The following is a 23,621-nucleotide window of genomic DNA, read 5'->3' as shown; positions in this document are numbered from 1 at the left end:
GATCCCACAAGTCAGTCCGCATCGGTGTAGTGCCTCTCAAGGGTGGCGGTTTGCTCAATCACGACGGCCTGCTGCTCAACCGTCACCTCGATACGCAGCGACTCGCACTGGCCGTGCCAGGTACCTTCCGAGCCAACGAACTGGACCAGGTCTAGCGGCATAATCACGCCCACTTCCCCGACCTTGAGCGGCTTGGCGAACAGGGGCACGGTCAGGTCGACGGCTGCCTGCTCGCCGCGATCACATAGGATGTTCCGCCCGCGCTCCGCGCCGGCCGCCGCCACGTTGATCAGTGGGCTGCTGGCCTGGGGGGCGAACAGTTGCCCGGCCTCGCCAGCCCGGCGGACTTTGCAGGTCACCCCTTTCCCCGCCAGCTCTCCCGTGACCACGACCGCGTCGTAAAGCGGGGCGCTGCGCATCTGCAGGCTCTCGGTCAGCACGATGTCTTCCTGCAGCACATGGTCGGGCGCGGTCTCCCGCCAGAGCCACGGGCTGGACGGATAGGCAGGACGGACAGTGAGAGCCAGTTCGGCGGGGTGGGACTGCACTACAGCCCCGCTCGCTTCCGCCAGGGTGCTGATGGCGTCAAGGGGCGTGCTGGCGTCGTAGAACCACGCCCCAGCCGGCACGTTCCAGTCCACCGTCTGATAGTCGCTGGCGAAGCCCGTGTCGGCCAGCTCCTCGGCGACCAGCTGCGCCATGCTGCGATCTTCGCTGCTCGCCTTGACCCGTGCCGGAGCATAGGGCGCCGCCAGCAGCGCAGTCCGCGACCTTCCGCTCAGACGCACCCCGCCGCCGGCAAACTCACGCTGCTTCTGGAACGTCTCGACAATACCCGTCCAGACGTAGCCGTTGAGAGTGATCTCGAATTGACGGGGCCCAGCAGCTGTGGGCTTGAGCAATGCAAGCTGGCTGGGATCGGCCAGCTCAAAGTCGAACGTCCATCCCCATGCACCCCGGCTGGCAGCGAGAGAGATGCGTGTCACTTCGATGGGAGTGCGATCGGGAAGTCGCACGAAAGAGACCGTGTTGATCACGACATAGGTCCTGCGTTGAGGGCGCGCCACGTAGCACGCCGCGATACCAAGGTTGAGGGGCGCGAGACCTGGAACGCCGATGACGGAGCACCCCAATCTGAGACCCACGTAATTGCCCGGCGGGAAGCCCGCACCAGGATCGGGGTCAGGGCCAGGATCTGGCTTCGGTCGAACACCCCAAGGCACCTGGCGCGCAGCGCGCCATGGCAGACGAACCGCCGCACGCCCAGCTGGCGCATTCGCCCAAGCGATCTCCCGACCGGACAGGATCGACGGCATCTCGCCCAGCCACCGCAGCCGGCGGGAAGCGACGGCCGTTGCCAACCGCCTCCCACTGCTCGTTCAGTGCTTTCTTGAGCCGCTCGCCTTCCTTCCGGAGATCACGCTGAGCCGCCAGCACATCACGGGAGGGCTTCTCCATCTCCCCGATCCGAAGGCTCAGCGCAAGCGCCGCTGCCTGGTATGCGCCGAATTCGCGCTCCAGTTCGGCAAGCTGATCAAGCATGCCGCCAAAGGCATCTGCCTTCGAGGCGGCAGCGTTGAGGCCCGTCAGCGAGTCCAGAAGCCTAGTGGTCTACCTGTCGCTGCCGGACGTGATCAAGCACACCAGCTGGTGCGATGTCTCTGTGGAAGCCCTGCAGCGGCAGATCTTCGACCATTCGCGCAACACACGATGCCGCCGCTGGGCGATCCTCGACAGCGACGATCAGTTGCTGGGCACGGTCGGCCTCAACGACATCGACATCGAGCACCACCGCGCGGAACTGGCCTACGACCTGTCCCCGGCCCACCAGGGACGCGGGCTGGCGACCGGGGCGGCGCGCGCGGTCATTGCCTGGGCGCATGCCGCACTGGGTTGCGTGCGCGTCCAGGCCACGGTGCTCGACAGCAATCTGCGATCGATTGCCGTGCTCGAACGCGCAGGCATGCAACGCGAGGGATTGCTGCGTTCCTATCGCCATGTCCGCGGGCAACCGCGCGACTTCTGGATGTATGCGCACACTCCCCCGCAGTTGCATGGCGGCCAGGGCGAAAGCCGCGCCGCCCCATGGACCGGCGCGGCTCTACGCGCTACACCACCCGCAGCGCCGGCGCATGCACGTCATGGCCATGTCCTGCACCGGCCCCCGCGTGCACACGGAACCCTGCCACCGTCTGCAACAGCTGAGAGGACTGCTCCTCCATGCTGCGCGCGGCCGCTGAGGCCTCTTCCACCAGCGCCGCATTCTGCTGCGTGCCCTGGTCGATCAGATCCACCGCATGGTTCATCTGCTGGATGTCGTCGCTCTGCTGTTGCGCAGCGGCACTGATCTCGGTCATCAGGTCACTGACCCGACGCACGTCGACCACGATCTCGTCCATGGTCCGCCCTGCGCTCTCGACCTGCGCCGTTCCGGCGCCGACGTTGGCAACCGACGCATCGATCAGCTGCTTGATTTCCTTTGCCGCACCCGCCGAGCGATGCGAGAGCTCGCGGATCTCGGTGGCAACCACGGCGAAACCACGACCATGCTCACCGGCACGCGCCGCTTCCACCGCCGCGTTCAATGCCAGGATGTTGGTCTGGAAGGCAATGCCATCGATCACACCAATGATGTCGACGATACGACGCGAAGACGCGTTGATCACCTCCATCGTCGAGACCACTTCATGTACCACCTGGCCACCCCGTGCGGCCACATCGGCGGCGCCGCCGGCCAGTTGGCTGGCCTGGCGCGCGTTGGTCGCGGTGCGCTGCACGGTCTCGGCCAGCCCCTTCATCGACACGGCGGTTTCTTCCAGCGACGCCGCCTGCTGCTCGGTGCGCTGGGACAGGTCATTGTTGCCTTCGGCGATCTCGCTCGCACCGACCGCAATGGTGTCTGCGGCGAACTTGATCTGACCGATGATGCCCGCCATCGCTTCGACCAGCGCGTTGACGCCGCCACAGAGTTCGGCGATCGGGCCGCTCTTGTCAGCCATGGCAATGCTTCGGGTCAGGTCGCCCTCCTTCGCCGACGCCACCACCTCGCGTGTCTGCGCCACGGCGCGCTGCATGGCCTGGCTCTCATGCACCTGTGCGGTGATGTCGGTGGCGTATTTGACGACCTTGAACGGTCGCCCGCCGGCGTCGAGAATCGGGTTGTACGACGCCTGGATCCACACTTCACGGCCACCTTTGCCCAGCCGACGGTACTGGCCTGCGTCGTACTCGCCGGAGCCGAGCTTCTCCCAGAACCGCCGATACTCGACACTGGCCCGGTAGTCGGGCTCGACGAACAGCGAATGATGCTGGCCACGCACCTCTTCCAGCGTATAGCCGGTGGCGGCCAGGAAGTTCGCATTGGCCGCCAGGATGCAGCCATCCATGCTGAACTCGATCACCGCCTGCGATTTGTCGATGGCCGCCAGTTGCCCCGCCGACTCGGCCGCCTGCTGCTTCTGCACCGTGATATCGGTCGCGAACTTGACCACCTTGTATGGCCGCCCGTGCTGGTCAAGCACCGGGTTGTAGGACGCCTGGATCCAGATCTCGCGCCCACCCTTGCCGAAGCGCCGGTACTGCCCTGCATCGAATTCACCGCGACCCAGTCGCGCCCAGAAGTCGCGGTATCCACTACTGCGCGCGTCCTCGGAATCGACGAACAGGGAATGATGCCTGCCCTGGATCTCATCCAGGCGATATCCCACTGCCTGCAGGAAGTTGTCATTGGCCTGCAGGATCGTGCCGTCGAGGGCGAACTCGATGACCGCCTGCACCCGGTGCAGTGCGGCCACCTGGGCCTCAAGCTCGACGTGCCGCCGATGCTGCTCGGCCACCTCCGTGGCGCGGCGCTGCCTGCCCAACACCCCCCGCAGCGCGCGCAAGGGAGACCAACGGGTGAGCACTTCGGCCGGCGCCTGAGCACCTTCCATGGAGCCTGAAATAAGCATCGTCTGATCCTCGGTGTCCGGGTAGCGGTTGCGACCCGCCGGGCGGGATGCCTGGCGGCAACTTCGATTGCCTGGGACTGCAGACGCCGGAAGGCGTCACTCGAGCGACTGGCAGAAACAGTAAGGCAGCTGCGATCGTCATCAAACAGCGGCAAAGCACACGGCACGGGCCGCCCATCGGAGGCAGCCTCGGGTCCGGCAGCGGGAGCCAGCAGCGGGCTCCAGAGAAGGTATCGGCGGGGCGGCCAACTACTTTAGGGGGCCAGCCCCTGGTCGGCAGCGCGCCGCAGAATCCAGCGCAGCAGCATCGTTGCCAGCACGCCCGGCAGGTAGCCCAGACTGCCGCAGACGACCAGCAGGGAGGGTTCCACCAGTGGCCCGCCGCCGCCCAGGAACCAGTTGCGGGTGGAAAGGATGTACAACGCGAACGGCACCAGCAGCAACGGTGCCAGCCGCAACAGCTGCCACCGCCATCTGCCCGGCCCGATCCAGCCGGCCAGTGCACCCAGCACGGCACCTGCGGCTACGATGGTGGCGATTTCATCCATGACGCGCTTCCGGAAGTCTTCCAGCCACCATTCTGGACCAGCGCCGACGGAAAGGGGATGCGGCAAGCACGCATAAGGTTGCAATGACCATCGGGACATCTTTTGCCTGCGCACTGCCGGCAGCATGCGCCCACTGACTGGATCTTTCCTGGGAGGCAGCATGCTTCGACGCTTGAGCGCCATCATCATCCTCAGCCTGTGCAGTGCCGGCGCATTGGCCAGTGACGCGGGGTTCCGGCCCAGCTTCCATCCCGACCAGCTGAAGGGGCCACCCGCCGGTCGCCACAACGAAGTACTGGTGCTTGGGACAGCACATCTGTCGGAACTGCCAAAGACCTTCGAGCCGGCCCTGCTGGAGCCCTTGCTGCAGCGCTTGGCACGTTGGCGCCCGGAGGCGATTGCCACCGAAAACCTGTCCGGCCTGCAGTGCGACTTCATGCGTCGCAATCCCGGCCGCTATGCCGAAAGCGTTGAAACCTACTGCTTCGACACCGACGCGGCCCGCGCCGCCACCGGCCTCGACGTGCCCGACGCCAACGTCGAGATGGGACGCCTGCTGTCGGCGTGGCCGGCAAGCCCCACAGCAGCGCAGCGTCGGCATCTGGCTGCGGTGTTCCTGGCCGCTGGCGAGCGCGGATCGGCGCAGGTGCAATGGCTACGCCTGCCTGTGCAGGAGCGCGTCGCCGGCGACGGGCTGGATGCTGCGCTGGTCGAGATTCTCGACAAGAGCCTGACCCGCCGCAATGAAACCAACCTGGTGGCGGCAGTCCTCGCTGCCCGCCTGGGCCTGGAACGCCTGTGGGCAGTGGACGACCACACCGCCGATTCGCCAACCGCGCCCAAGGACGAGAAGGCAGCACGCGAAGCGATCATGTCGGCCTGGGACAATCCACATGCAAACGCACGGCGGGACGCCGACGAACCGCTGTATGCAAATGTCGGCAAGGTCGGAGGCGTGCTGGAGCTGTACCGTGCCTACAATCGCCCCGGCGTCGGCTTGCAGGCCTACCAGGCGGACTTCGGAGCCGCGCTGGTCGAACCCTCTCCCCAGGGCTTTGGTCGCAACTATGTGGGCTACTGGGAAACCCGCAACCTGCGCATGGTCGCCAACATCCGCGAAGTGCTGGGCCAGCGGCCGGGAACGCGCCTGCTGGCCATCGTTGGCGCTTCGCACAAAGGCTACTACGAGGCCTACCTCAACATGATGCACGACGTGCATCTGGTCAGCTCGGACGAAGTGCTGCTCTGAGAGAGGAACGCTAGCTGCGGTATCATGGATGGGGCTGTCCACTGGAAGGAACCGTTATGAAGAAATGGATCCCCGCCGCACTCGCGGCATTCGGCTTGGCCGCGGCGCTGCAGGCCGCTGCTTGTGACCTCACTCTCGACAACGGCGGCGATCTTGCTGGTGCCGTCGCCAGCGCGCCAGGCAAGAAGATCTGCCTCAGGCCAGGTCAGTATGTCGCCGGCCCGGCGCCCCTGGAGATTCCTGCCGGGACCACCATTGAAGGACTTGGAGCTACCATGGCCGAGGTGGTGGTCTCAGCCTACGGCGCACCACAGAAGGCCATCGGCCTCGGCAGCAACACAATGCTGCACAACTTCACGCTGACGACAGGGGCAGGCGGAAACTTCGGCGTGCTGGCCTACCACCAGGATCGCGTCATCATTTGGAGTCTGGATATCATCGGCTTCCAGATCAGCGCTGGTGTGGTTGGAGGCAATGGCGTGGAAATCTGGGATACGTTCATGCGTGGAAACGGCATTGCCGGCAATGGGACGGCGGATCCCAATCTATGGATCACCGACTCCCGCGACGTCACAATCCTTTACGGACAGCTCACAGGCCGCAAGGATGGCCCAGGGGGCGATGGTGAGATGGCCATATACAACTCCAGCAACGTCATGATTGATGGCGCACGGGTCATCGATTCGGGAGCCAGCGCCATCTATCTAGTGAACTGTGTCGACTGCACCGTCAAGAACTCGGTGATTGAACGACCAGGAGAATGGGGTATCGACGTCGTGCAAGGGTCACACCGATTCCTCGCCGACAACAACTACGTCAACGGCGCGAACTTTGGTGGTGCCGTGTTTGAAACTTCCGGCGGTGCCACCGCAACGTTCCGCTCGAACCGATTTGTTCTCAATCGACGCATGGGCGTGGGCAACTGCAACGGCATCAATGCAAAGGGAGGTACTGCAGGTGTTCAGTCGATCGGCAATACATCCATGCCGTCGGGCGATCTCTGCTCATTCCCCTGAAGCACGGCCAAGGGGGCAGAAGCCGTAGGCCCCTCGTCCCTGCCCGCTTTCCACAGAACGACGCTGGCCACACATATACACGCCAGCGTCACTACCAGCAACACCAATGCCCCGCCCTGCAGAATGGGCAGAACAGCCTGCGCGCGCAGGTCATCGCGCAGCTGTTCCAAGCGCAGGCAGGCCGCCGAGGTCAGGCACCAACCGACCAGAGCAGGAGCAAAGGCGCGGATCGCCGCCGAGTCGCAGAAGTTCATTTGATCACCTGAGGATGTTGGCGTTGGCGCAGTATTCGCCGCGCCCCTCTCACAGGTTGAGATCAGCCGTCGCTGAGGTCGCCGCCGTCCGCCGGCGAGCCCCCGGGCAGTTCGCCGGTTTCGCCCTGCACCTGCACATTGTTGCGGCCCATCGCCTTGGCCCGGTAGCACTGGGCATCGGCGGCGGCGACGGCCTGGTCCACGCTCATGCCGGCGGCAAGCGGTGCGATGCCGATGCTGGCGCCGATCCGCAGCTGGTGCTGGTCCCACGGAATGGACAGGTTGGCCAGGGTATGCAGCAGCTCGCCGCCGATGCGCGCCGCTCGCCGCGGGCTGCACCCGGACAGGATCACCGCGAATTCGTCACCGCCCAGGCGCGCCACCACATCCGAGTCGCGTACACCATGGCGCAATACGCTGGCCACGGCCCACAGCACGGCGTCGCCGGCCAGATGACCAAAGGTATCGTTGACCGGCTTGAACCGGTCCAGATCGATGTACATCAGTGACGCCGCCTGCCCGGTCCGCTCGACCCGGGTGATCGCCTGCTGCAGATGTACTTCGAAGCCGCGGCGATTACCCAGTTCGGTCAGCGGGTCCATCTCCGCCAGGTGCCGTGCCTCGCGCTCGCGTGCACGCTGCTGGGTGTCATCGCGCAGGACCCACACTGCACCACGCACCTGGCCCTCGTCGTCGCGAAGCCAGGCCCGGGTCAGGTCAACCGGCACCACGGCGGTGCCCATCTGCAGCAGCAGATCGGCATGCAGATCCACGGCGTTGCTTTCCGGGTCCAACAGCACGCTGACGTCGAGCTGCGATTGCGGTGCGTATTCGGTGGTCAACGACAGCACGTCCTGCACGAGATGCCCGGCCAGCGACAGCGCTCCATCGCCGGCAAGCATTCGCACGGCGGCCGCGTTGGCATACTCGATATGGCCATCCAGGGCCACGCTGAGTACCAGGTCGGCAACCGCATCCAGGGTGATGCGGCTACGCTGCTCGCTTTCGAACAGGCGCTGCTCGCTGCTGCGCTGGGCGCTGACATCCTGGATCTGCGACACGAAATGCAACGGTTCACCGCGCTCATTGCGTACCAGCGATACCGACAGCCGTGCCCAGATGGTGTTGCCCTCACGGCCCAGGTAACGCTTTTCGAGGTGATAGTGCGTGCGTCGCCCCGCCAGCAGGTCCTGCACCAGGGCCAGGTCGGTCTGCAGATCGGCCGGATGGGTCAACCGCTGGAAATCGACCTGCAGCAGTTCCTCCCGCGTGTAGCCGAGAATGCGGCACAGCGCATCGTTGACATCCAGCCAGCGCCCTTCCAGCGACACCAGCGCCATGCCCAGTGCCGCCGACGTAAACGCACCGGCGAATTTTTCCGCCGCAAGACGAGCCTCGGCGCGCGCCTGCAGGATCTCGGTGATGTCGATGGCCATGCCGACATAGCCGATGCGCTCGCCATGGGTGCCATCCATGCGGCTGATTGACAGGCGTACCTGGCGACGCTGACCGTCCTTGCGCAGCAGTGTCCACTGCCGCGAATACGTCTGGCCGTCGGCACGTGCACTGAGTGCCTCGAACACACCTGGAACCTGTCCATCGGCGGTCGCCAGCGGTCGCAGCCACGCCTGCAGTTCAACCGGGTCGTGGAAGGCATCCAGCCGGCGCGCACCCACTACTTCAGCGGCGGTGTAGCCGAGCAGACGCTGCGCGCCGGTATTGAAAATGGTGATGATGCCATCGGTGTCGGTCGCGATCACCGCGACTTCGTCGGAAGCATCCACCATCGCCTGCAGGCGCTGCCGCATTTCGGCCGCGTCCTGGCGCGCCTGCTGCAGTTCGGTGACGTCGGCATGGGCGCCGGCCATCCACAGTGGCCTGCCCTGCCCGTCCCATTCGAATACCCGTCCGCGATCGTGGATCCAGATCCACTGCCCATTCCTGTGGCGCATCCGCAACAGGCAGACATAGTGGTCGGTGCGGCCATCGAAGTGGTCCTGCAGGGCCGCATCGGACAGCGCCAGATCATCCGGATGGACCAGCGCGATGAAGGTCTTCTGGCAGATCGGTTCAAGTTCGTCCAACCGGTAGCCGACGATCTCGGCCCACCGTTCGTTGACCCGCATCTGCCCGCTCTGGACGTTCCATTCCCAGGTGCCGGCCGCGGTGCCCTCGATGATCATCGCCAGGCGACGGCGCTCTTCGGCCAGTTCCTGCAGCCGGCGCTCCAGCAGTGCGTTGCCGCTGTTGCCCTGATCGGCCATCAGCCGCCTCCCCTGCCGACGCAGCTGCCCGCAGGCCGTGGCGAGCCACAGCGGTCACGGAACAGCGCGGATGGTGCTGACGGCATGGCCTCCCCAGCGACAGCAGGGGCCCAGGCGCCCCTTCCGGCGCAAGTGTGCGCATTGCCGGGGAACATCGACAAGTCCCCCACCCGGATCGCGCCAGGAGGGGGACGGCGGACTCAGCTGCGCTTGGCCCGGGCGAACGCCTCGGCCAGGGCATTGTTGGCTGGCGGCGCGGCCTGTGCCGGGCGTCCGCCATTGCCCGGGTTGCGCCCCTGGCCACGTCCCTGCCCGGGGTTGCCAGCGTCGCGGCGCGGCGCCTGCCCCTGGCTGCGTTCGTCACGGCTTCCCGGGCGGCTGGTGGCCTGGCCGGGCGTGTCGTCCAGACGACGGGTCAGGGCGATGCGCTTGCGCGGCACGTCCACCTCCAGCACCTTCACCTTGACGATGTCGCCGGCCTTGACCACGTCACGCGGATCCTTCACGTAGGTATCAGACAGCGCCGAGATATGGATCAGGCCGTCCTGGTGCACGCCGATATCGACGAACGCACCGAACGCGGCCACGTTGCTGACCACGCCTTCCAGCACCATGCCCTCGCGCAGGTCCTTGATGTCCTCGACGCCATCGGCGAAACGGGCCGCCTTGAATTCCGGGCGCGGATCACGGCCCGGCTTTTCCAGTTCCTTGAGGATGTCGCGCACCGTCGGCACACCGAATGTCTCGTCGGTGAACTGCTCGGCCTTCAAGCCGCGCAGGAAACTGCCGTCGCCGATCAGCGCCTTGATCGGGCGCGCGGTGCTGGCCACGATGCGCTCGACCACTGGATAGGCTTCCGGGTGCACCGACGATGCATCCAGCGGCTCATCGCCATCGGCGATACGCAGGAAACCTGCGCATTGCTCGAACGTCTTCTCGCCCAAGCGCGACACCTTCAGCAGGTCCTTGCGACGCTTGAACGGACCGTTGTCATCGCGATGGCGCACGATGTTCTCGGCTACCGTCGACGACAGACCCGAAACGCGCGACAGCAGTGCAGCCGACGCCGTGTTGACGTACACGCCAACGGCATTCACGCAGTCCTCCACGCGCGCATCCAGCGCACGCGCCAGGCGGTACTGATCCACGTCGTGCTGGTACTGCCCCACGCCGATCGCCTTCGGCTCGATCTTCACCAGTTCGGCAAGCGGATCCTGCAGGCGGCGCGCGATCGATACCGCACCACGGATCGACACGTCCAGGTCCGGGAATTCCTTGGCCGCCGTTTCCGACGCCGAATACACCGAAGCCCCGGCTTCACTGACCACGATCTTCTGCGGCGCGTTGTCACCCAGCGCCTTGATGGCTTCACCGGCCAGCTTGTCGGTCTCGCGGCTGGCGGTGCCGTTGCCGATCGCGATCAGCTGCACGTTGTGCTTGGCACACAGCTGCTTGATCGTCTGCAGCGACTGCTCCCACTGCCGGCGGGGTTCGTGCGGGTAGATGGTGTCGGTGGCGACCAGCTTGCCGGTGGCGTCGACCACGGCGATCTTGCAGCCGGTGCGGATGCCCGGGTCCAGGCCCAGCACGCTTTTCGGGCCGGCCGGTGCGGCCAGCAGCAGGTCCTTGAGGTTGTCACCGAACACCGCGATGGCTTCGGCCTCGGCTTTCTCACGGGCCTGGTTGAACAGGTCCAGCAGCAGGTGCATGTGCAGCTTGGCCCGCCAGGTCAGGCGGCAGGCGTCCAGCAGCCAGCGATCACCGGGGCGCCCCGCATCGCGAATGCCCGCGTTGTGCGCCACGCGCCCTTCAGCGTACTGATGTCCGGCCTCGGCATCCTTGCCCGGGTCCAGCTCCAGGAACAGGATCTCCTCGCGGCGCGCACGGAACAGCGCCAGCAACCGGTGCGAGGGAATCTTCGCCAACGACTCGGCGTGCTCGAAATAATCGCGGTACTTGGCGCCCTCGGTTTCCTTGCCCTCGGCAACGCGGGCACGGATCACGCCCTGCTCGCTCAACCAGCTGCGCAGCTCGCCAACCAGCGTGGCGTCCTCGCCCCAGCGCTCCATCAGGATCGCGCGGGCCCCTTCCAGCGCGGCCTTGGTGTCGGCCACGCCCTTGTCGGCATCCACGAACGTGGCGGCAAAGACCTGCGGGTCCTGTGTCGGGTCGCCCAACAGGCCATCGGCCAGCGGCTCCAGTCCTGCTTCGCGGGCGATCTGCGCGCGGGTGCGACGCTTGGGCTTGTACGGCAGGTACAGATCTTCCAACCGGCTCTTGGTGTCGGCGGCGAGGATCTCGTTGCGCAGCTCATCGCTGAGCTTGCCCTGCTCGCCGATGCTGGCCAGCACCGCCGCACGGCGGTCTTCCAGTTCGCGCAGGTAGGTCAGACGGGTTTCCAGGTTGCGCAGCTGGGTGTCGTCCAGGCCGCCGGTGACTTCCTTGCGGTAGCGGGCGATGAACGGAACGCTGGCGCCTTCATCGAGCAGGCCGACGGCGGCGCTGACCTGTGCGGTCTGGGCACCGATTTCATCGGCGATGGTCTGGGCGATCTGCTGGGCGAGCTGGCGCTGGGCGTGCTTGGCGTCGTGCATTGTTTCCGGCCTGGGCCGCATTGCGGGAAAGGCCCATTCTTGCAATGCGCGGGCGGCAGGGACAAGGCGTTGACAGAGCGGCGGTTCAGGCGGTGGGTCCGGATTGGACGCCGGCATCCTGGCAAAAGGGGCTCGGACTGGCCCCGGGGGCTGGGATGCCGGCGCGGACGCGCGATGGTGGGGCGCGTCCTGCCGCGTACTGCGAAGGTCAGCGGTAGTGGCGGGCGGCACGCTGCATGACGATGTCGTCACGCAGGCTCTCCAGCGCCATCAGGCGGACCTTGCCGACACCCTGCAGTTCCATGAACCGCTCCGTGTAGAACTCCGGCCCCAGCGCGGTATCGGCGCGGGATTTGCTGAAGCCGTAGGGCACCACGCCCTTCTCGCCATCCTTGCTACCACCGACATAAAGAACGATTGCCATGTGATGTCTTCCTCCAAATTGCTACTGCGTACTGCACACGATGAGCGGTACTTGTTGGCTCATCGGGATAGAGCTTACCGCGACCAAGCTGACTGGAACGTCACGAAGACTAATGACGATCGGTTGCATGCAGATGACTGCGGGATAGCAGCAGAATGCTTACGGATCTTTAACTTCCGGCTAACGAATCCGCGGGGTTTCAGCCAACGGCGCAGCCCCTCGTGGGTGGGGTTGGTTGGTCGCGGAATGCAAAAGCCAGACTACTGGGGCTGGCCGGGTGGGTAGGCATTGCGGGGACGCCGTAAACCCATCCATGGCGGCGTGGCCGCGGCATCCATGCCGCGGACACCCCGCAATGCCTACCCACCCGGCCGCTGACAAGTTCCTGGTGCCTGCCGCCACCCACGGAAAAGAAAAAGAAGATCAAAAGCAAAAGCGGCCTGTCTGGCCGCTTTTTTGTAGAGCCGAGCACAGGCTGGGCTCTGCACGAGCAAGCGCAGCGCGCGACCCGCTTCTGCTGTTCTTTTTCTCCCCCCCCCCCCCCCCCCCCCCCCGGCCCAATCACATGAATCGCATTTCGCGACCACCCACGAGGGGCTGCGCCGTTGGCCGGAATCTACGGCCACCAGCCATGCCCGAACCGCGCGTAATGATCGGCCGCACGCTCGAACGGATTACGCGCGCTGACACCACCACACAGCAGATACACCGGCAGGTACAGCGGCCCCAGCACCAGATACTGGTACACGTGCGCACGCTCATGGTCATCCAGCCGGATCAATGGCTCCACGCCCCATCCCGCCTGATGCGCGTAGGTACGGCAGCACATGCCCAGGTCGTGGCCGGTGTGCAGGATCACGTTGCCCAGGGTGATCGCTCCGCCCGGTCCCCACGGCCAATGGTCGAACACCACCGCGCAATCACGACCGCTCCAGCGCATCTTCGCACCACCCAGCAACCCGGCCAGACCGCCAAGCAGGCCGATCAGGGTATTGGGCACGGTCCACAGCGCGCCCAGCAGCTGCAGCGCGCGCAGCCAGATCGGCCAGGGACGGGACGCGGTGTTCAATCCGCCTCGTTGGGGATCAGCAGCCACAGCAGCAGGTAGACCAGGATGCCGGGGAAGGCGGCCGACGCCAGCGAGACCACCACATACAGCACCCGTACCAGGGTCGGGTTCCAGCCGAAACGATGGGCGATGCCGCCCATCACCCCGGCAATCATGCGGTCGTTCAGCGAGCGCGACAGGGTGCGCGGCACAGCGTTCATGGCGAGGTCTCCCGGCTGACTGGCTGCGGCCACTGTAGCGCCTGCCGTGTCTACGGCGTGCGTTGGCGCAACGCCTGCAGGCGCGCGCCGAACCACGCCGCGGAGGTCTGTTCGGGCTGGCCGGGGCAACGGATCCGGTACGCCTTGCCACTCATGCTGCTCTGGCTGGCCGCACGCTCGATGAACTGCTCGGCGGTGTCGACCATGTCMTTCTTCAGCAGGTAGTCGTACTTGCGCTGCAGGTGAGCCCGCGCATCGGCGGGACCGTACCAGCTGCCATTGCGCTGGAACTGGCACTGAGAGCCGTCCAGGCTGCCAATCAGCTGCGTGATCTCGCGGCGCGCATCGGCGCTCGGCGCTGCGCCGGCAACGCCCGATGCAAGGGCCAGCGCAAGCGCGACCAAAGGCGAATACTTCATGGCGTGCGTTCCTTCAGCCAGTTGTCGATGGTCGCCGGCACTTCGCGCTGTGCGCGGCCGGAGACGTAGATGCCGATATGCCCACCGCGGAAACTGGATTCGGTGTAGTCCTGCGTGCCCAGCCGGCCACGCATCGCGCGCGATGCATCCGGTGGCACCAGGTGATCCTGTTCGGCGTAGATGTTCAGCACCGGCAGGGTCACCTGCGACAGATCCACCGCCTCTTCGCCGATGCGCACGGTGCCATTGACCAGGCCGTTGCCCTGGTAGAACTGCTTGATGAACTCGCGGAAGGCTTCACCCGCGAGGTCCGGCGAGTCGAAGATCCACTTTTCCATGCGCAGGAAATCCTCCAGCGCCGCCTTGTCATCGAGGATGTCGAGCAGGCCCACGTACTTCTGCACGTTCAGGCGGAATGGCTTGAGCATCAGGTAGCTGGCATTCATCAGATCGGCCGGGATGTTGCCCAGCGTATCCACCAGCAGATCCACATCCACCTGCTGGGCCCAGTGCGACAACATGTTGTCGGCGGTCTGGAAGTCGACCGGGGTGACCATGGTGATCAGGTTGCCCAGCTTCTGCCGCCGCAGTGCGGCGTAGCACAGGGCGAACACGCCGCCCTGGCAGATGCCGAGCATGTCGACCGTTCCACCACTGCGCGCGCGCAGCGCATCCACCGCGCCATCGATGTAGCGCAGCAGATAGTCCTCAAGCGTCTGGTAGCGTTCGGAACGGTCCGGATAACCCCAGTCCAGCACATATACGTCCTGGCCCAAGGCCAGCAGCTTCTGCACCAGCGACCGATCGGCCTGCAGGTCCACCATGTACGGGCGGTTGACCAGTGCGTACACGATCAGCAGCGGTGTGCGGCGCACCGGCGCGTTCTCGCCGACGAAGCGATACAGCACAACTTTGCCATCGCGCCAGACTTCCTCGCGGGCGGTGGCGCCATAGTCGACATCCTCCACCTGCGGCAACAGCTTCAACCCTTCCATCAGCTTGCGCTGCATGGCCAGGGCCTCCTGCATCAGGTCATCGGCATTGAAGCCCAGCGGTCCTTTCATGGCTTACGACTTCCGCGTGGTCGCGCGGGTGGTGGACTTCTTCGCTGACGCTTTCTTCGCTGCAGCCTTCTTCGCTGCAGGCTTCTTCACCGGCGCGGCCCTGCTCGCCGCCTTCTTCGCCGCAGGCTTGCGCGCGGCGGGCTTGACCCTGGCAGGCGCCGGCTGGGCCACCGGATCGACCGTATCGGTACCGACAAGCACCGCCACCTGTGCCTGCACCCGGCGCAGGCTGCGCTCGAGCTCGGCGATGCGACGGTGGGCGGCATCCATCTCGCTGCGGGTGGGCAGGCCGATGCGTTCACTCATCTGTTCAACCTCGCGCTGCAGGCCTGCGCGCAGGCGCATCTGTGCGTTGCCCAGCGAGGCATACACCTGTTGGAACGGCTCGGACATGGCCACCTTGGCGTAGGCCTCCTCGGCCACTTCAATCCACAGATCGAACATCGCCCGGGCGCTGGTCAGCTGGCTGCCGGGCTGCTCGTGTTCGGCCAGGCGCTGCTCGAACAGGTCGAACGCCTCTTCCAGTGCCTGCTTGATCTGCTCGACATAGGCCTGCGAATGCTGCTGGTACTCCTCCTGCGCGCGCAGCAGGGCCTGCCACCGTGCCTGGTGCTCGCGGCCGGGCCCGAACGCCGGGCTCTGCAGCCAAGGGCCAGCCAGCGTCTGCAACTGCTGGAACCACGCCGTAAACTCGGGCGGAGCAGCGTCCACATGGGTGCTGCCGCGGGCCCCCTGCAGCATCCATTGCAGCATGCCGTCGCCCTGCCCCTTCACCGCTTCACGCCAGGCCTGGGCGACCTCGGCACTGCTGGCATCGCGGCCGGCAAAGCGTGCAGCGACTTCCTGCATGGTGCCGTACCAGCTGCCAGCCTGCTCGCGGAACCGCCGCACCGCCTCTTCGGGCGCGGCAGCACCGGTCCCGGGCAGCAGTTGGCCCCACCAGTCGAACAGGCGCTTCCAGCTGCCCGGGTCGTCGCCAGCCGGGGTTCCCGGCACGGCTGCATGGCGCAAGGCATCACCCCAGGCGCCGAAGTACTGCCGGGCGAGGTTCTCGAAATCGCTGCTGCCGGCGTCATTGGCCGAGCTGGTCATCGCGCTCCTCCGCAGGGCTGGGTCATGGCTTGGGAATGCGCAGGGTCTTGCTGATCATCAGCGACCCGGACAACGCGAACAGCAGCACCAACGGATGCAGCTGCCAGGGGCCGATCTGCCACTGGCCCAGCCACAGGTCGTGGCCGATGGCATCGGTGCCGGCGGCGATCGCCAGCACGATCACCAGCGCCAGGCTGGTGGGAATCGGCGTTCCTTCGAAGTACTTCACCTTGCCTTCGTCACCGCTCATTGCCTCGGCGGTCACGTTGTAACGGGCCAGGCGGCTGACGCCGCAGCAGACGAAGTAGCTCAGCACCAGCCAGTCCCAGCCCCCCTGCATGCCACAGGCATAGGCCAGCGCTGCGGGCGCGACACCGAAGGAAATGACGTCCGACAGCGAGTCGAGCTCGCGGCCCAGGGTCGAACTGGATTTGCGCCAGCGCGCGATGCGGCCGTCCAGTGCGTCGAAAATGAAAGCCAGCGGGATCAGCGCCATGCCGAACAGCAGGTAGCCGCGCTCGCCATCCTGCAGGAAACGCATTGCGGCAAACACCGCGCCGGTGCCGCAGAAAGCGTTGGCGAGGGTGAACCAGTCCGCCAGATGGAACTCGCGCAGCATCGAGAAGTGACGTTTCATGAAGTCTCACGGGGCATCAAGGCCCACAGGGTACCGCGAGCGCCGCCACCGGCAACAGCGTGGGCTGCCCCTGTCCTTCACCCTTCACTCACCGATCCTCACCAGCGGTGAATTTTTCGCCACCCATCTTGACAGCCTAGGGGGGTGGCGCCTGTCAGCGCTTATCCACAAAGTTGCCCACGCGTAATCCACACCCCCTGTGGACAACTGGTTCTCACCGACTGCGACCCTGGACATTTCCTCATCACCACAAGCCGGGGTTTCCCTACTTCCCAAGCCGATCCGCCAGCGCTATGGTCTGCGGCGGACCCGCCGCCGCCACGTCCGACTCCTTACCGACGGACGATGTTGATGCTGGATGCACGCACCCTGGCCGCGCAGTTGCGGCAGCCCCATGGCGAGGCCGCGCTGGCCGTGGGCGAATCGATGAACCGCAGCAACGGCGCCCTCAACCAGGCGGCGATCGCATTGCTGGCCGTCGCTGCCGGAGAGCAGGTGCTGGAAATCGGTCCAGGCAACGCCGCCTTTGCGCCGCTGCTGCAGGCCAGTGGCAGTCGCTACGTGGGTGTCGAGCTGTCCAGTGCCATGGTCGCCGCCGGCAACCAGCACCTTGCCGCCAGCGGCCTGGCTGGCCGTGCCGCGCTGCGCGAGGGTGATGCCCATGCCCTGCCCCTGGCTGATGCCAGCGTCGATGCTGCGCTGGCGGTCAACACCCTGTACTTCTGGCCGGACCTGGCCCCGGTACTGGATGAACTGGCACGGGTGCTGCATCGCAGCGGCCGGCTATGCCTGGCCTTCGGCGATGCCGGATTCATGCGCAGCCTGCCCTTTGCCGCCGACTTTGAGCTGCATGAGCTGGACGCAGTGGAGCTGGCGCTGCGGGTGTCCGGCTTCACCGTCACGGCATGGCGCTCGCATCGCGAATGCACGGCCGGCAATGACGGCCAGCGGCGGGAAAAGCACTTCCACCTGCTGCTGGCGCGCCGGCGGTAATGCCGGCCGGGCACGGCRCTACCCCACGCCGGTTGTGTCAAAGCCGGCTGAAGGACCAGCTCTGCATGCGTCCATCCCGGTATGGCATCACTCCGTGGAACGGCCGCGGATCGGCATCGAACACCAGCGGCAGGAAGTTGCGGTCGCCCTCCCACATCGGCAGCTGGTCGAGCTTGTCCACGTCCACCCACTCCAGGGTGCCTTCGTGATTGCCGCCGTGCGGGGCACCCTCGAAGCTGTCGATGACGAACACGAAACCGAACCAGTCCTCACCGTGCTTGCCGAAACCCGGCCAGCTGATGGTGCCGCGCAGGCGCATGGCCGTGCAGTCGATACCGGCTTCCTCGGCGATTTCGCGGCGCATGCCGGCGGCAACGTCCTCGGTCGGCTCGACCTTGCCGCCCAGCCCGTTGTACTTGCCCAGGTGGTGGTCGCCCGGCCGGGTATTGCGGTGGATCATCAGCACCTGGCGGCGATCGGGCGAGAGCACATAGCCCAGGGTGGCGACGATCGGGGTATACGGCATGTGCGGGTCCGGCGGCGGGTCAGCCGTGGATTATGGCCGATCAACGCACCAGCGACAGGCGACGGTCGCCGGCACCCACGGTGTTGCCGTCTGGATCACGGCGCAGGGTGGCCACGCCGTGGCCGCGTTCGGCCAGGTATTCCAGCCATTTGCCGAGGAAGGTGTTCATCCGCATGCGATGGCTGATCAGCTCGGCCGGCGGTGGGTACAGGCCCATCGTGTCCTGCCAGCGGCGGCCGACGTAGCAGTGGGTGGTCTCGGCCTGGCGCGCGTCCCGGTACAGGCGGACGAAGGCCGATGGGTCCGGTTCACCGGTCACCGGGTCGGCCAGGTCATAGGTCAGGCGCAGCTCGACCGTGTAGCGGTGGCACTCGATCACGTCCAGGCGCACGTCCAGGCCATCGCCCACCGAAGAGACATAGCTTCCCGCCACCAGCTCGGCCGGCGCGAACAGGCGCACCAGGTGACGGTAGTTCTCTGCGTACAGCCCCATGAGCCAGCTCAGCCGGCTCAGGCGGGGAATGCGCTCGGTACGGGGCAATGCTCGGGCCATGGGGTGATCCTACACGTTGGCCCTTCAACGTGGGGACTGCTCGTCCCCGGCCAAAGGGGCCCTGTATCGACCAACGGTCGATACCCACCGCGCAGGTAGGCCACGACCGTGGGTCGTAGCGCACCCGTCAACCGCGCAGGTGGGCCACGACTGTGGCTCGTAGCGCCCCGTCAACCGCGCAGGTGGGCCACGACCGTTGGTCGTGGCGCCCCGTCAATACAGTTCGCGCTGCAGCCCCAGCGTGCCGAGCACCTTGCTGGAGATCTCCTCGATCGAGGTATGGGTGGTGCTGAGGGTCGGGATGCGTTCCATCTGGAACATGACCTCCGCCGCAGCCACCTCGCGCTTGCAGGTGTCCAGGTTGGCGTAGCGCGAATTGGGCCGGCGCTCCTGGCGGATCTGCTGCAGGCGGTCCGGGTCGATGGTCAGGCCGAACAGCTTGCGCCGGTAGTTGCGCAGGCGGGGCGGCAGGCGGTCGCTCTCCAGATCCTCGTCGGTCAACGGGTAGTTGGCCGCGCGCACCCCGTAATGCAGGGCCAGGTAGATGCAGGTAGGCGTCTTGCCCGCCCGCGACACCGCCACCAGGATCACGTCGGCGTCGTCGTAATTGACCGCGATGCCATCGTCATGGGTCAGCGCGAAGTTCATCGCGTTGATGCGCCGGTGGTAGGTGTCGAAGTCGACCATGCCGTGGGCCTGGCCGACCCGGTTCAGGCGCGAGCTGGACAGTTCGCGCTCCAACGGCTCGATGAACGGGGCGAACACATCCAGCATCAGCGCCCCGCTTTCGGACAGGATCACGCTCAGGCTCTGGTCCACGCAGGAGTTCACCACGATCGGCCGGACCTGGTAGCGCTCCCCCGCCGCCTGGATCCGGACACAGGCTTCCCGAGCTTTTTCGGGGTCATCGACAAATGACATCCGATCGGTAATGAAGCTGAACCCGGAGAACTGGGTCAGCAGGCTATGCCCAATGGTTTCAGCGGTGATACCGGTTCCATCGGAAACGTAGAACACCGGACGGATGGTCGACATGCGCGCATTTACCCCCTACGAAGCCTAAAAGGGCCGCCAACACAAGCTTGTGCCGACGGTGGTCTGCCCGGCATCATATCGGCTTCTTCCTACGGACGCGGCCATCAAAGCCCGCCTCGGGCGATGGCCAAACGGAGCATCGCGCTTGAACGAGAACATCCTGTGGTTGCACGAACTGCGTCTGGCCGACCTGGCCCGCGTAGGCGGCAAGAATTCCTCGCTGGGCGAGATGATCGGCAACCTTGCCGGTCTGGGCGTCTCCGTTCCGGGAGGCTACGCGACCACGTCTGAAGCCTTCAAGGACTTCATCGCGCACAACGACCTGTCCAAGCGCATCTTCGACAAGCTGGCCACGCTGGACGTCGAGGACGTCAACGCGTTGACCGCAGCCGGCAAGGAGATCCGCAGCTGGGTGATCGACGCGCCGCTGCAGCCGCAGCTGGACCAGGACATCCGCACCGCCTACGCCAAGCTGAGCGCCGACAACGGCGGCGGCGACGTGGCCGTGGCAGTGCGTTCGTCGGCCACCGCTGAAGACCTGCCCGACGCGTCCTTCGCCGGCCAGCAGGAAACCTTCCTGAACGTCACCGGTGCCGACGACGTCGTGCACAAGGTCAAGGAAGTGTTCGCCTCGCTGTACAACGACCGTGCCATCGCTTACCGCGTGCACCACGGCTTCAAGCACGAGGACGTGTTCCTGTCCGCAGGCGTGCAGCTGATGGTGCGTTCGGGCGTGGGCGCGTCCGGCGTGCTGTTCACCCTGGACACCGAGTCCGGCTTCCGCGACGTGGTGTTCGTCACCTCCTCGTTCGGCCTGGGCGAAATGGTCGTGCAGGGCGCGGTCAACCCCGACGAGTTCTACGTCTACAAGCCCACCCTGCAGGCCGGCAAGCCGGCGATCCTGCGCCGCTCGCTCGGCAGCAAGGCGATCCGCATGGTGTACTCGGATGTGCCCGGCGAGCGCGTCAGGATCGAGGACACCCCGGCCGAACTGCGCACCACCTTCTCGATCAACGATGAAGACGTGGCCGAACTGTCGCGCCAGGCGCTGACCATCGAAAAGCACTACGGCCGCCCGATGGACATCGAGTGGGCCAAGGACGGTGTCAGCGGCAAGCTGTTCATCGTGCAGGCGCGCCCGGAGACCGTGAAGTCGCGCAGCCACGCCACCCAGATCGAGCGTTTCGCGCTGACCGAAAAGGGCGGCAACGTTCTCGCCGAAGGCCGCGCAGTGGGCGCCAAGATCGGTGCCGGCGTGGCGCGCGTGGTAAAGACGCTGGAAGACATGAACCGCGTGCAGCCGGGCGACGTGCTGATCGCCGACATGACCGATCCCGATTGGGAGCCGGTGATGAAGCGTGCCTCGGCGATCGTCACCAACCGCGGCGGCCGTACCTGCCACGCGGCGATCATCGCGCGCGAGCTGGGCGTGCCGGCCGTGGTCGGTTCGGGCAATGCCACCAAGGTCATCGAGGATGGCCAGCTGGTCACCGTCAGCTGCGCTGAAGGCGATACCGGCTTCATCTACGAAGGCAAGCTCGGCTTCGAGCGCACCACCACCGATCTGGGCAACATGCCGCCGGCACCGTTGAAGATCATGATGAACGTGGCCAACCCGGAACGTGCCTTCGATTTCGGCCAGCTGCCGAACGCGGGCATCGGCCTGGCGCGCCTGGAAATGATCATCGCCAGCCACATCGGCATCCACCCCAACGCGCTGCTGGAATACGACCGCCAGGATGCGGCGACGAAGAAGAAGATCGACGAGAAGATCGCCGGTTATTCCGACCCGGTCGGCTTCTACGTGGACCGTCTGGCCGAAGGCATCGCCACCCTGACCGCTTCGGTCGCGCCGAACCCGGTGATCGTGCGACTGTCGGACTTCAAGTCCAACGAGTACGCCAACCTGATCGGCGGCAGCAACTACGAGCCGCACGAAGAGAACCCGATGATCGGCTTCCGCGGCGCCAGCCGTTACGTCGATCCGAGCTTCTCGGCCGCGTTCGCGCTGGAGTGCAAGGCCGTGCTGCGCGTGCGCAACGAGATGGGCCTGGACAACCTGTGGGTCATGATCCCGTTCGTGCGCACCCTGGAAGAAGGCCGCAAGGTCGTCCAGGTGCTCGAACAGAATGGCCTGAAGCAGGGCGAGAACGGCCTGAAGATCATCATGATGTGCGAAGTGCCGTCCAACGCGCTGCTCGCCGATGAGTTCCTGGAGATCTTCGATGGCTTCTCGATCGGGTCCAACGACCTGACCCAGCTGACCCTCGGCCTGGACCGCGATTCGTCGATCGTGGCGCACCTGTTCGATGAGCGGAACCCGGCGGTGAAGAAGCTGCTGTCGATGGCGATCAAGTCGGCACGTGCCAAGGGCAAGTACGTCGGCATCTGCGGCCAGGGCCCGTCCGATCATCCGGATCTGGCCGAATGGCTGATGCAGGAAGGCATCGAGTCGGTGTCGTTGAATCCGGATACCGTGGTCGATACCTGGTTGCGCTTGGCCAAGTTGAAGGCCAAAGGTTGACCTGTTGACGTGTGATGGCTGACGTCGCTTTCATCGACGTCTGCCCATACTGAAGCTGCACGCAAGCCCCGCCTCTGCGGGGCTTGCTGTTTCTGGCGTCCGCGTACGCCATGTTCCCGTCGCACCTGTTGCCGTTGCAAAGGAGTCCGCATGATCGCCGCTGCCCCACCCTCCCCCGCCACGACCTCCTGGTTCCGCTCACTCGACTGGGAACGCCTGCTGGAGACCTACGGCGTGCCGTTGCTGGCCGCGATCGTGGTGCTGCTGGTCGGCATGTGGCTGGCACGACGACTGTCCAATGCCATGCCGCGCGCCACCTCGCGCATGGGCGTGGACCCGATGCTGGGCAGCTTCCTGCGCAACGTGGTCTACGCGGCCTCGCTGGTGATCGTGGTGATCCTGGCCATCGGCACGCTGGGCGTGCAGATCACTCCGCTGCTGGCCGTGCTCGGTACCGCCGGCCTCGCCGTTGGCCTGGCGCTGAAGGATTCGCTGTCCAACATCGCCTCCGGCGTGATGCTGGTGACCCTGCGTCCGTTCCGCGTAGGCGATGTGGTGACCATCGCCGGGCAGACCGGCACGGTTCGCGAGGTACGCATTTTCCAGACCGTGATCACCGGCGCGGACAACCAGCACACCACCATTCCGAACACGCTGATCACCGCCGCACCGATCATCAACCTCACCGCAGAGCCCACCCGCCGCGTCGAGCTGGTGGTGGGCATCGGTTACGAAGACAACATCCAGTTGGCGCGTGATACCGCACTGGCGCTGATGAAGGCCGACCCGCGCGTGCTGCAGACGCCGGCGCCGGACGTGGTGGTGTACGAGCTGGGTGCGCACGCGATCAATCTGGGCATCCGCTGCTACGTGAAGTCGGCCGATCACTTCGGCACCAAGGTCACCCTGCTCGAACAGATCAAGCTGGGCTACGACAAGGCCGGCATCAACATCCCGTATCCGCAGCAGGACATGCACCTGTACCTGCATGGCAAGGATGGTGGCGTGATCGAGGCCGACGCACTGGTGCGCGACAAGCCCTGATCGGCAGTGCCGACCAACGGTCGGCACCCACCCCATCCCCGTCCCCGGTTGTGCGGGCCGCTGGCCGGCAACGCCCATGATCGCGAAAAGCCCTGATCCATCCCGGTAGTGCCGGCCGCTGGCCGGCAACTGATCCATCCCGGTAGTGCCGGCCGCTGGCCGGCAA

22 protein-coding genes and 1 pseudogene are annotated in these 23,621 nt (G+C 65.8%); 6 read left to right on the top strand and 17 right to left on the bottom strand.

Going from position 1 to position 23,621, the window contains the following annotated elements; translation table 11 throughout:
- Positions 1-11 precede the first annotated feature (11 nt).
- Positions 12-1,037 carry a hypothetical protein gene (locus AB4Y98_RS13880; RefSeq protein WP_442244543.1) on the bottom strand — a complete coding sequence of 342 codons (1,026 nt, stop codon included), beginning with the start codon at positions 1,035-1,037 and terminating at the stop codon, positions 12-14.
- A gap of 145 nt (positions 1,038-1,182) precedes the next feature.
- Positions 1,183-1,542, bottom strand: coding sequence for a hypothetical protein (locus AB4Y98_RS13875; protein ID WP_442244542.1), 360 nt, complete (start codon positions 1,540-1,542; stop codon positions 1,183-1,185).
- Between AB4Y98_RS13875 and AB4Y98_RS13870 the strand changes: the two are divergent.
- Positions 1,541-1,960 (top strand): annotated as a pseudogene (locus tag AB4Y98_RS13870) (GNAT family N-acetyltransferase); the annotation flags it as partial. The gene AB4Y98_RS13875 and the pseudogene AB4Y98_RS13870 sit on opposite strands and share 2 nt — an antisense overlap.
- 148 nt (positions 1,961-2,108) lie before the next feature.
- On the opposite strand, the gene AB4Y98_RS13865 reads toward AB4Y98_RS13870, so the two are convergent.
- Positions 2,109-3,950 carry a methyl-accepting chemotaxis protein gene (locus AB4Y98_RS13865; RefSeq protein WP_442244541.1) on the bottom strand — a complete coding sequence of 614 codons (1,842 nt, stop codon included), beginning with the start codon at positions 3,948-3,950 and terminating at the stop codon, positions 2,109-2,111.
- Positions 3,951-4,204: 254 nt separating this feature from the next.
- Positions 4,205-4,498 carry a hypothetical protein gene (locus tag AB4Y98_RS13860; protein ID WP_312107448.1) on the bottom strand — a complete coding sequence of 98 codons (294 nt, stop codon included), beginning with the start codon at positions 4,496-4,498 and terminating at the stop codon, positions 4,205-4,207.
- Positions 4,499-4,658: 160 nt separating this feature from the next.
- On the opposite strand from AB4Y98_RS13860, the gene AB4Y98_RS13855 reads away from it, so the two are divergent.
- On the top strand, positions 4,659-5,747 hold the full coding sequence (locus AB4Y98_RS13855; protein ID WP_442244540.1) for a DUF5694 domain-containing protein: 1,089 nt from the start codon (positions 4,659-4,661) through the stop codon (positions 5,745-5,747).
- 56 nt (positions 5,748-5,803) lie between these two features.
- Positions 5,804-6,763 carry a right-handed parallel beta-helix repeat-containing protein gene (locus AB4Y98_RS13850; RefSeq protein WP_442244539.1) on the top strand — a complete coding sequence of 320 codons (960 nt, stop codon included), beginning with the start codon at positions 5,804-5,806 and terminating at the stop codon, positions 6,761-6,763.
- Here the strand turns inward: AB4Y98_RS13850 and AB4Y98_RS13845 are convergent.
- The 10 genes from AB4Y98_RS13845 to AB4Y98_RS13800 all read right to left on the bottom strand — a co-directional run bounded on the left by AB4Y98_RS13845 (position 6,709) and on the right by AB4Y98_RS13800 (position 16,780).
- A complete protein-coding gene (locus AB4Y98_RS13845; RefSeq protein ID WP_442244538.1) occupies positions 6,709-7,017 on the bottom strand; it encodes a hypothetical protein in 309 nt (102 codons plus the stop codon). The two genes, AB4Y98_RS13850 and AB4Y98_RS13845, sit on opposite strands and share 55 nt — an antisense overlap.
- Before the next feature lie 62 nt (positions 7,018-7,079).
- Positions 7,080-9,281, bottom strand: coding sequence for a PAS domain S-box protein (locus tag AB4Y98_RS13840; RefSeq protein ID WP_442244537.1), 2,202 nt, complete (start codon positions 9,279-9,281; stop codon positions 7,080-7,082).
- Positions 9,282-9,481: 200 nt separating this feature from the next.
- The gene (locus tag AB4Y98_RS13835) at positions 9,482-11,875 is read right to left on the bottom strand and encodes a Tex family protein (RefSeq protein WP_363733637.1); all 2,394 of its coding nucleotides are present in this window, start codon (positions 11,873-11,875) and stop codon (positions 9,482-9,484) included.
- 208 nt (positions 11,876-12,083) lie between these two features.
- The gene (locus tag AB4Y98_RS13830) at positions 12,084-12,299 is read right to left on the bottom strand and encodes a hypothetical protein (RefSeq protein WP_025879252.1); all 216 of its coding nucleotides are present in this window, start codon (positions 12,297-12,299) and stop codon (positions 12,084-12,086) included.
- A gap of 616 nt (positions 12,300-12,915) precedes the next feature.
- Complete coding sequence (locus AB4Y98_RS13825) at positions 12,916-13,368, bottom strand: hypothetical protein (protein ID WP_312785654.1); 453 nt, start codon at positions 13,366-13,368, stop codon at positions 12,916-12,918.
- The gene (locus AB4Y98_RS13820; protein WP_025879254.1) at positions 13,365-13,568 is read right to left on the bottom strand and encodes a PspC domain-containing protein; all 204 of its coding nucleotides are present in this window, start codon (positions 13,566-13,568) and stop codon (positions 13,365-13,367) included. The genes AB4Y98_RS13825 and AB4Y98_RS13820 overlap by 4 nt, the downstream gene beginning before the upstream one ends.
- Positions 13,569-13,618: 50 nt before the next feature.
- On the bottom strand, positions 13,619-13,987 hold the full coding sequence (locus AB4Y98_RS13815) for a YfeK family protein (protein WP_442244536.1): 369 nt from the start codon (positions 13,985-13,987) through the stop codon (positions 13,619-13,621).
- A complete protein-coding gene (locus AB4Y98_RS13810) occupies positions 13,984-15,051 on the bottom strand; it encodes a class III poly(R)-hydroxyalkanoic acid synthase subunit PhaC (protein ID WP_442244535.1) in 1,068 nt (355 codons plus the stop codon). Before AB4Y98_RS13810 ends, AB4Y98_RS13815 begins: the two co-directional genes overlap by 4 nt.
- A gap of 3 nt (positions 15,052-15,054) precedes the next feature.
- Positions 15,055-16,143, bottom strand: coding sequence for a class III poly(R)-hydroxyalkanoic acid synthase subunit PhaE (gene phaE / locus AB4Y98_RS13805; RefSeq protein ID WP_442244534.1), 1,089 nt, complete (start codon positions 16,141-16,143; stop codon positions 15,055-15,057).
- A 22-nt stretch (positions 16,144-16,165) separates the two neighbouring features.
- A complete protein-coding gene (locus AB4Y98_RS13800) occupies positions 16,166-16,780 on the bottom strand; it encodes a CDP-alcohol phosphatidyltransferase family protein (RefSeq protein WP_025879258.1) in 615 nt (204 codons plus the stop codon).
- A 345-nt stretch (positions 16,781-17,125) separates the two neighbouring features.
- On the opposite strand from AB4Y98_RS13800, the gene AB4Y98_RS13795 reads away from it, so the two are divergent.
- On the top strand, positions 17,126-17,773 hold the full coding sequence (locus tag AB4Y98_RS13795; RefSeq protein ID WP_442244533.1) for a class I SAM-dependent methyltransferase: 648 nt from the start codon (positions 17,126-17,128) through the stop codon (positions 17,771-17,773).
- A 37-nt stretch (positions 17,774-17,810) separates the two neighbouring features.
- Here AB4Y98_RS13795 and AB4Y98_RS13790 read toward each other — a convergent pair whose 3' ends face one another.
- From AB4Y98_RS13790 to ppsR, 3 genes are all read right to left on the bottom strand, one after another.
- Entirely contained in the window at positions 17,811-18,299 is a 489-nt protein-coding gene (locus AB4Y98_RS13790; RefSeq protein ID WP_093819148.1) for an NUDIX hydrolase, read from the bottom strand.
- A 40-nt stretch (positions 18,300-18,339) separates the two neighbouring features.
- The gene (locus tag AB4Y98_RS13785; protein WP_025879261.1) at positions 18,340-18,852 is read right to left on the bottom strand and encodes a DUF1249 domain-containing protein; all 513 of its coding nucleotides are present in this window, start codon (positions 18,850-18,852) and stop codon (positions 18,340-18,342) included.
- 213 nt (positions 18,853-19,065) lie between these two features.
- A complete protein-coding gene (ppsR, locus tag AB4Y98_RS13780) occupies positions 19,066-19,887 on the bottom strand; it encodes a posphoenolpyruvate synthetase regulatory kinase/phosphorylase PpsR (RefSeq protein ID WP_154880768.1) in 822 nt (273 codons plus the stop codon).
- A 145-nt stretch (positions 19,888-20,032) separates the two neighbouring features.
- Between ppsR and ppsA the strand changes: the two genes are divergently transcribed.
- Together ppsA and AB4Y98_RS13770 are read left to right on the top strand one after the other, a co-directional pair.
- The gene (ppsA, locus tag AB4Y98_RS13775) at positions 20,033-22,411 is read left to right on the top strand and encodes a phosphoenolpyruvate synthase (protein WP_312308055.1); all 2,379 of its coding nucleotides are present in this window, start codon (positions 20,033-20,035) and stop codon (positions 22,409-22,411) included.
- Between the two features lie 150 nt (positions 22,412-22,561).
- The gene (locus tag AB4Y98_RS13770; RefSeq protein WP_442244532.1) at positions 22,562-23,455 is read left to right on the top strand and encodes a mechanosensitive ion channel family protein; all 894 of its coding nucleotides are present in this window, start codon (positions 22,562-22,564) and stop codon (positions 23,453-23,455) included.
- The last annotated feature ends 166 nt before the right edge of the window (positions 23,456-23,621 follow it).

The organism is Stenotrophomonas sp. 2YAF26 (assembly GCF_052114625.1).
GTDB classification, from domain to species: domain Bacteria; phylum Pseudomonadota; class Gammaproteobacteria; order Xanthomonadales; family Xanthomonadaceae; genus Stenotrophomonas; species Stenotrophomonas indicatrix.
The sequence above is the reverse complement of the archived record's forward strand: the minus strand, read 5'-3'. Positions and strand labels throughout refer to the sequence as shown.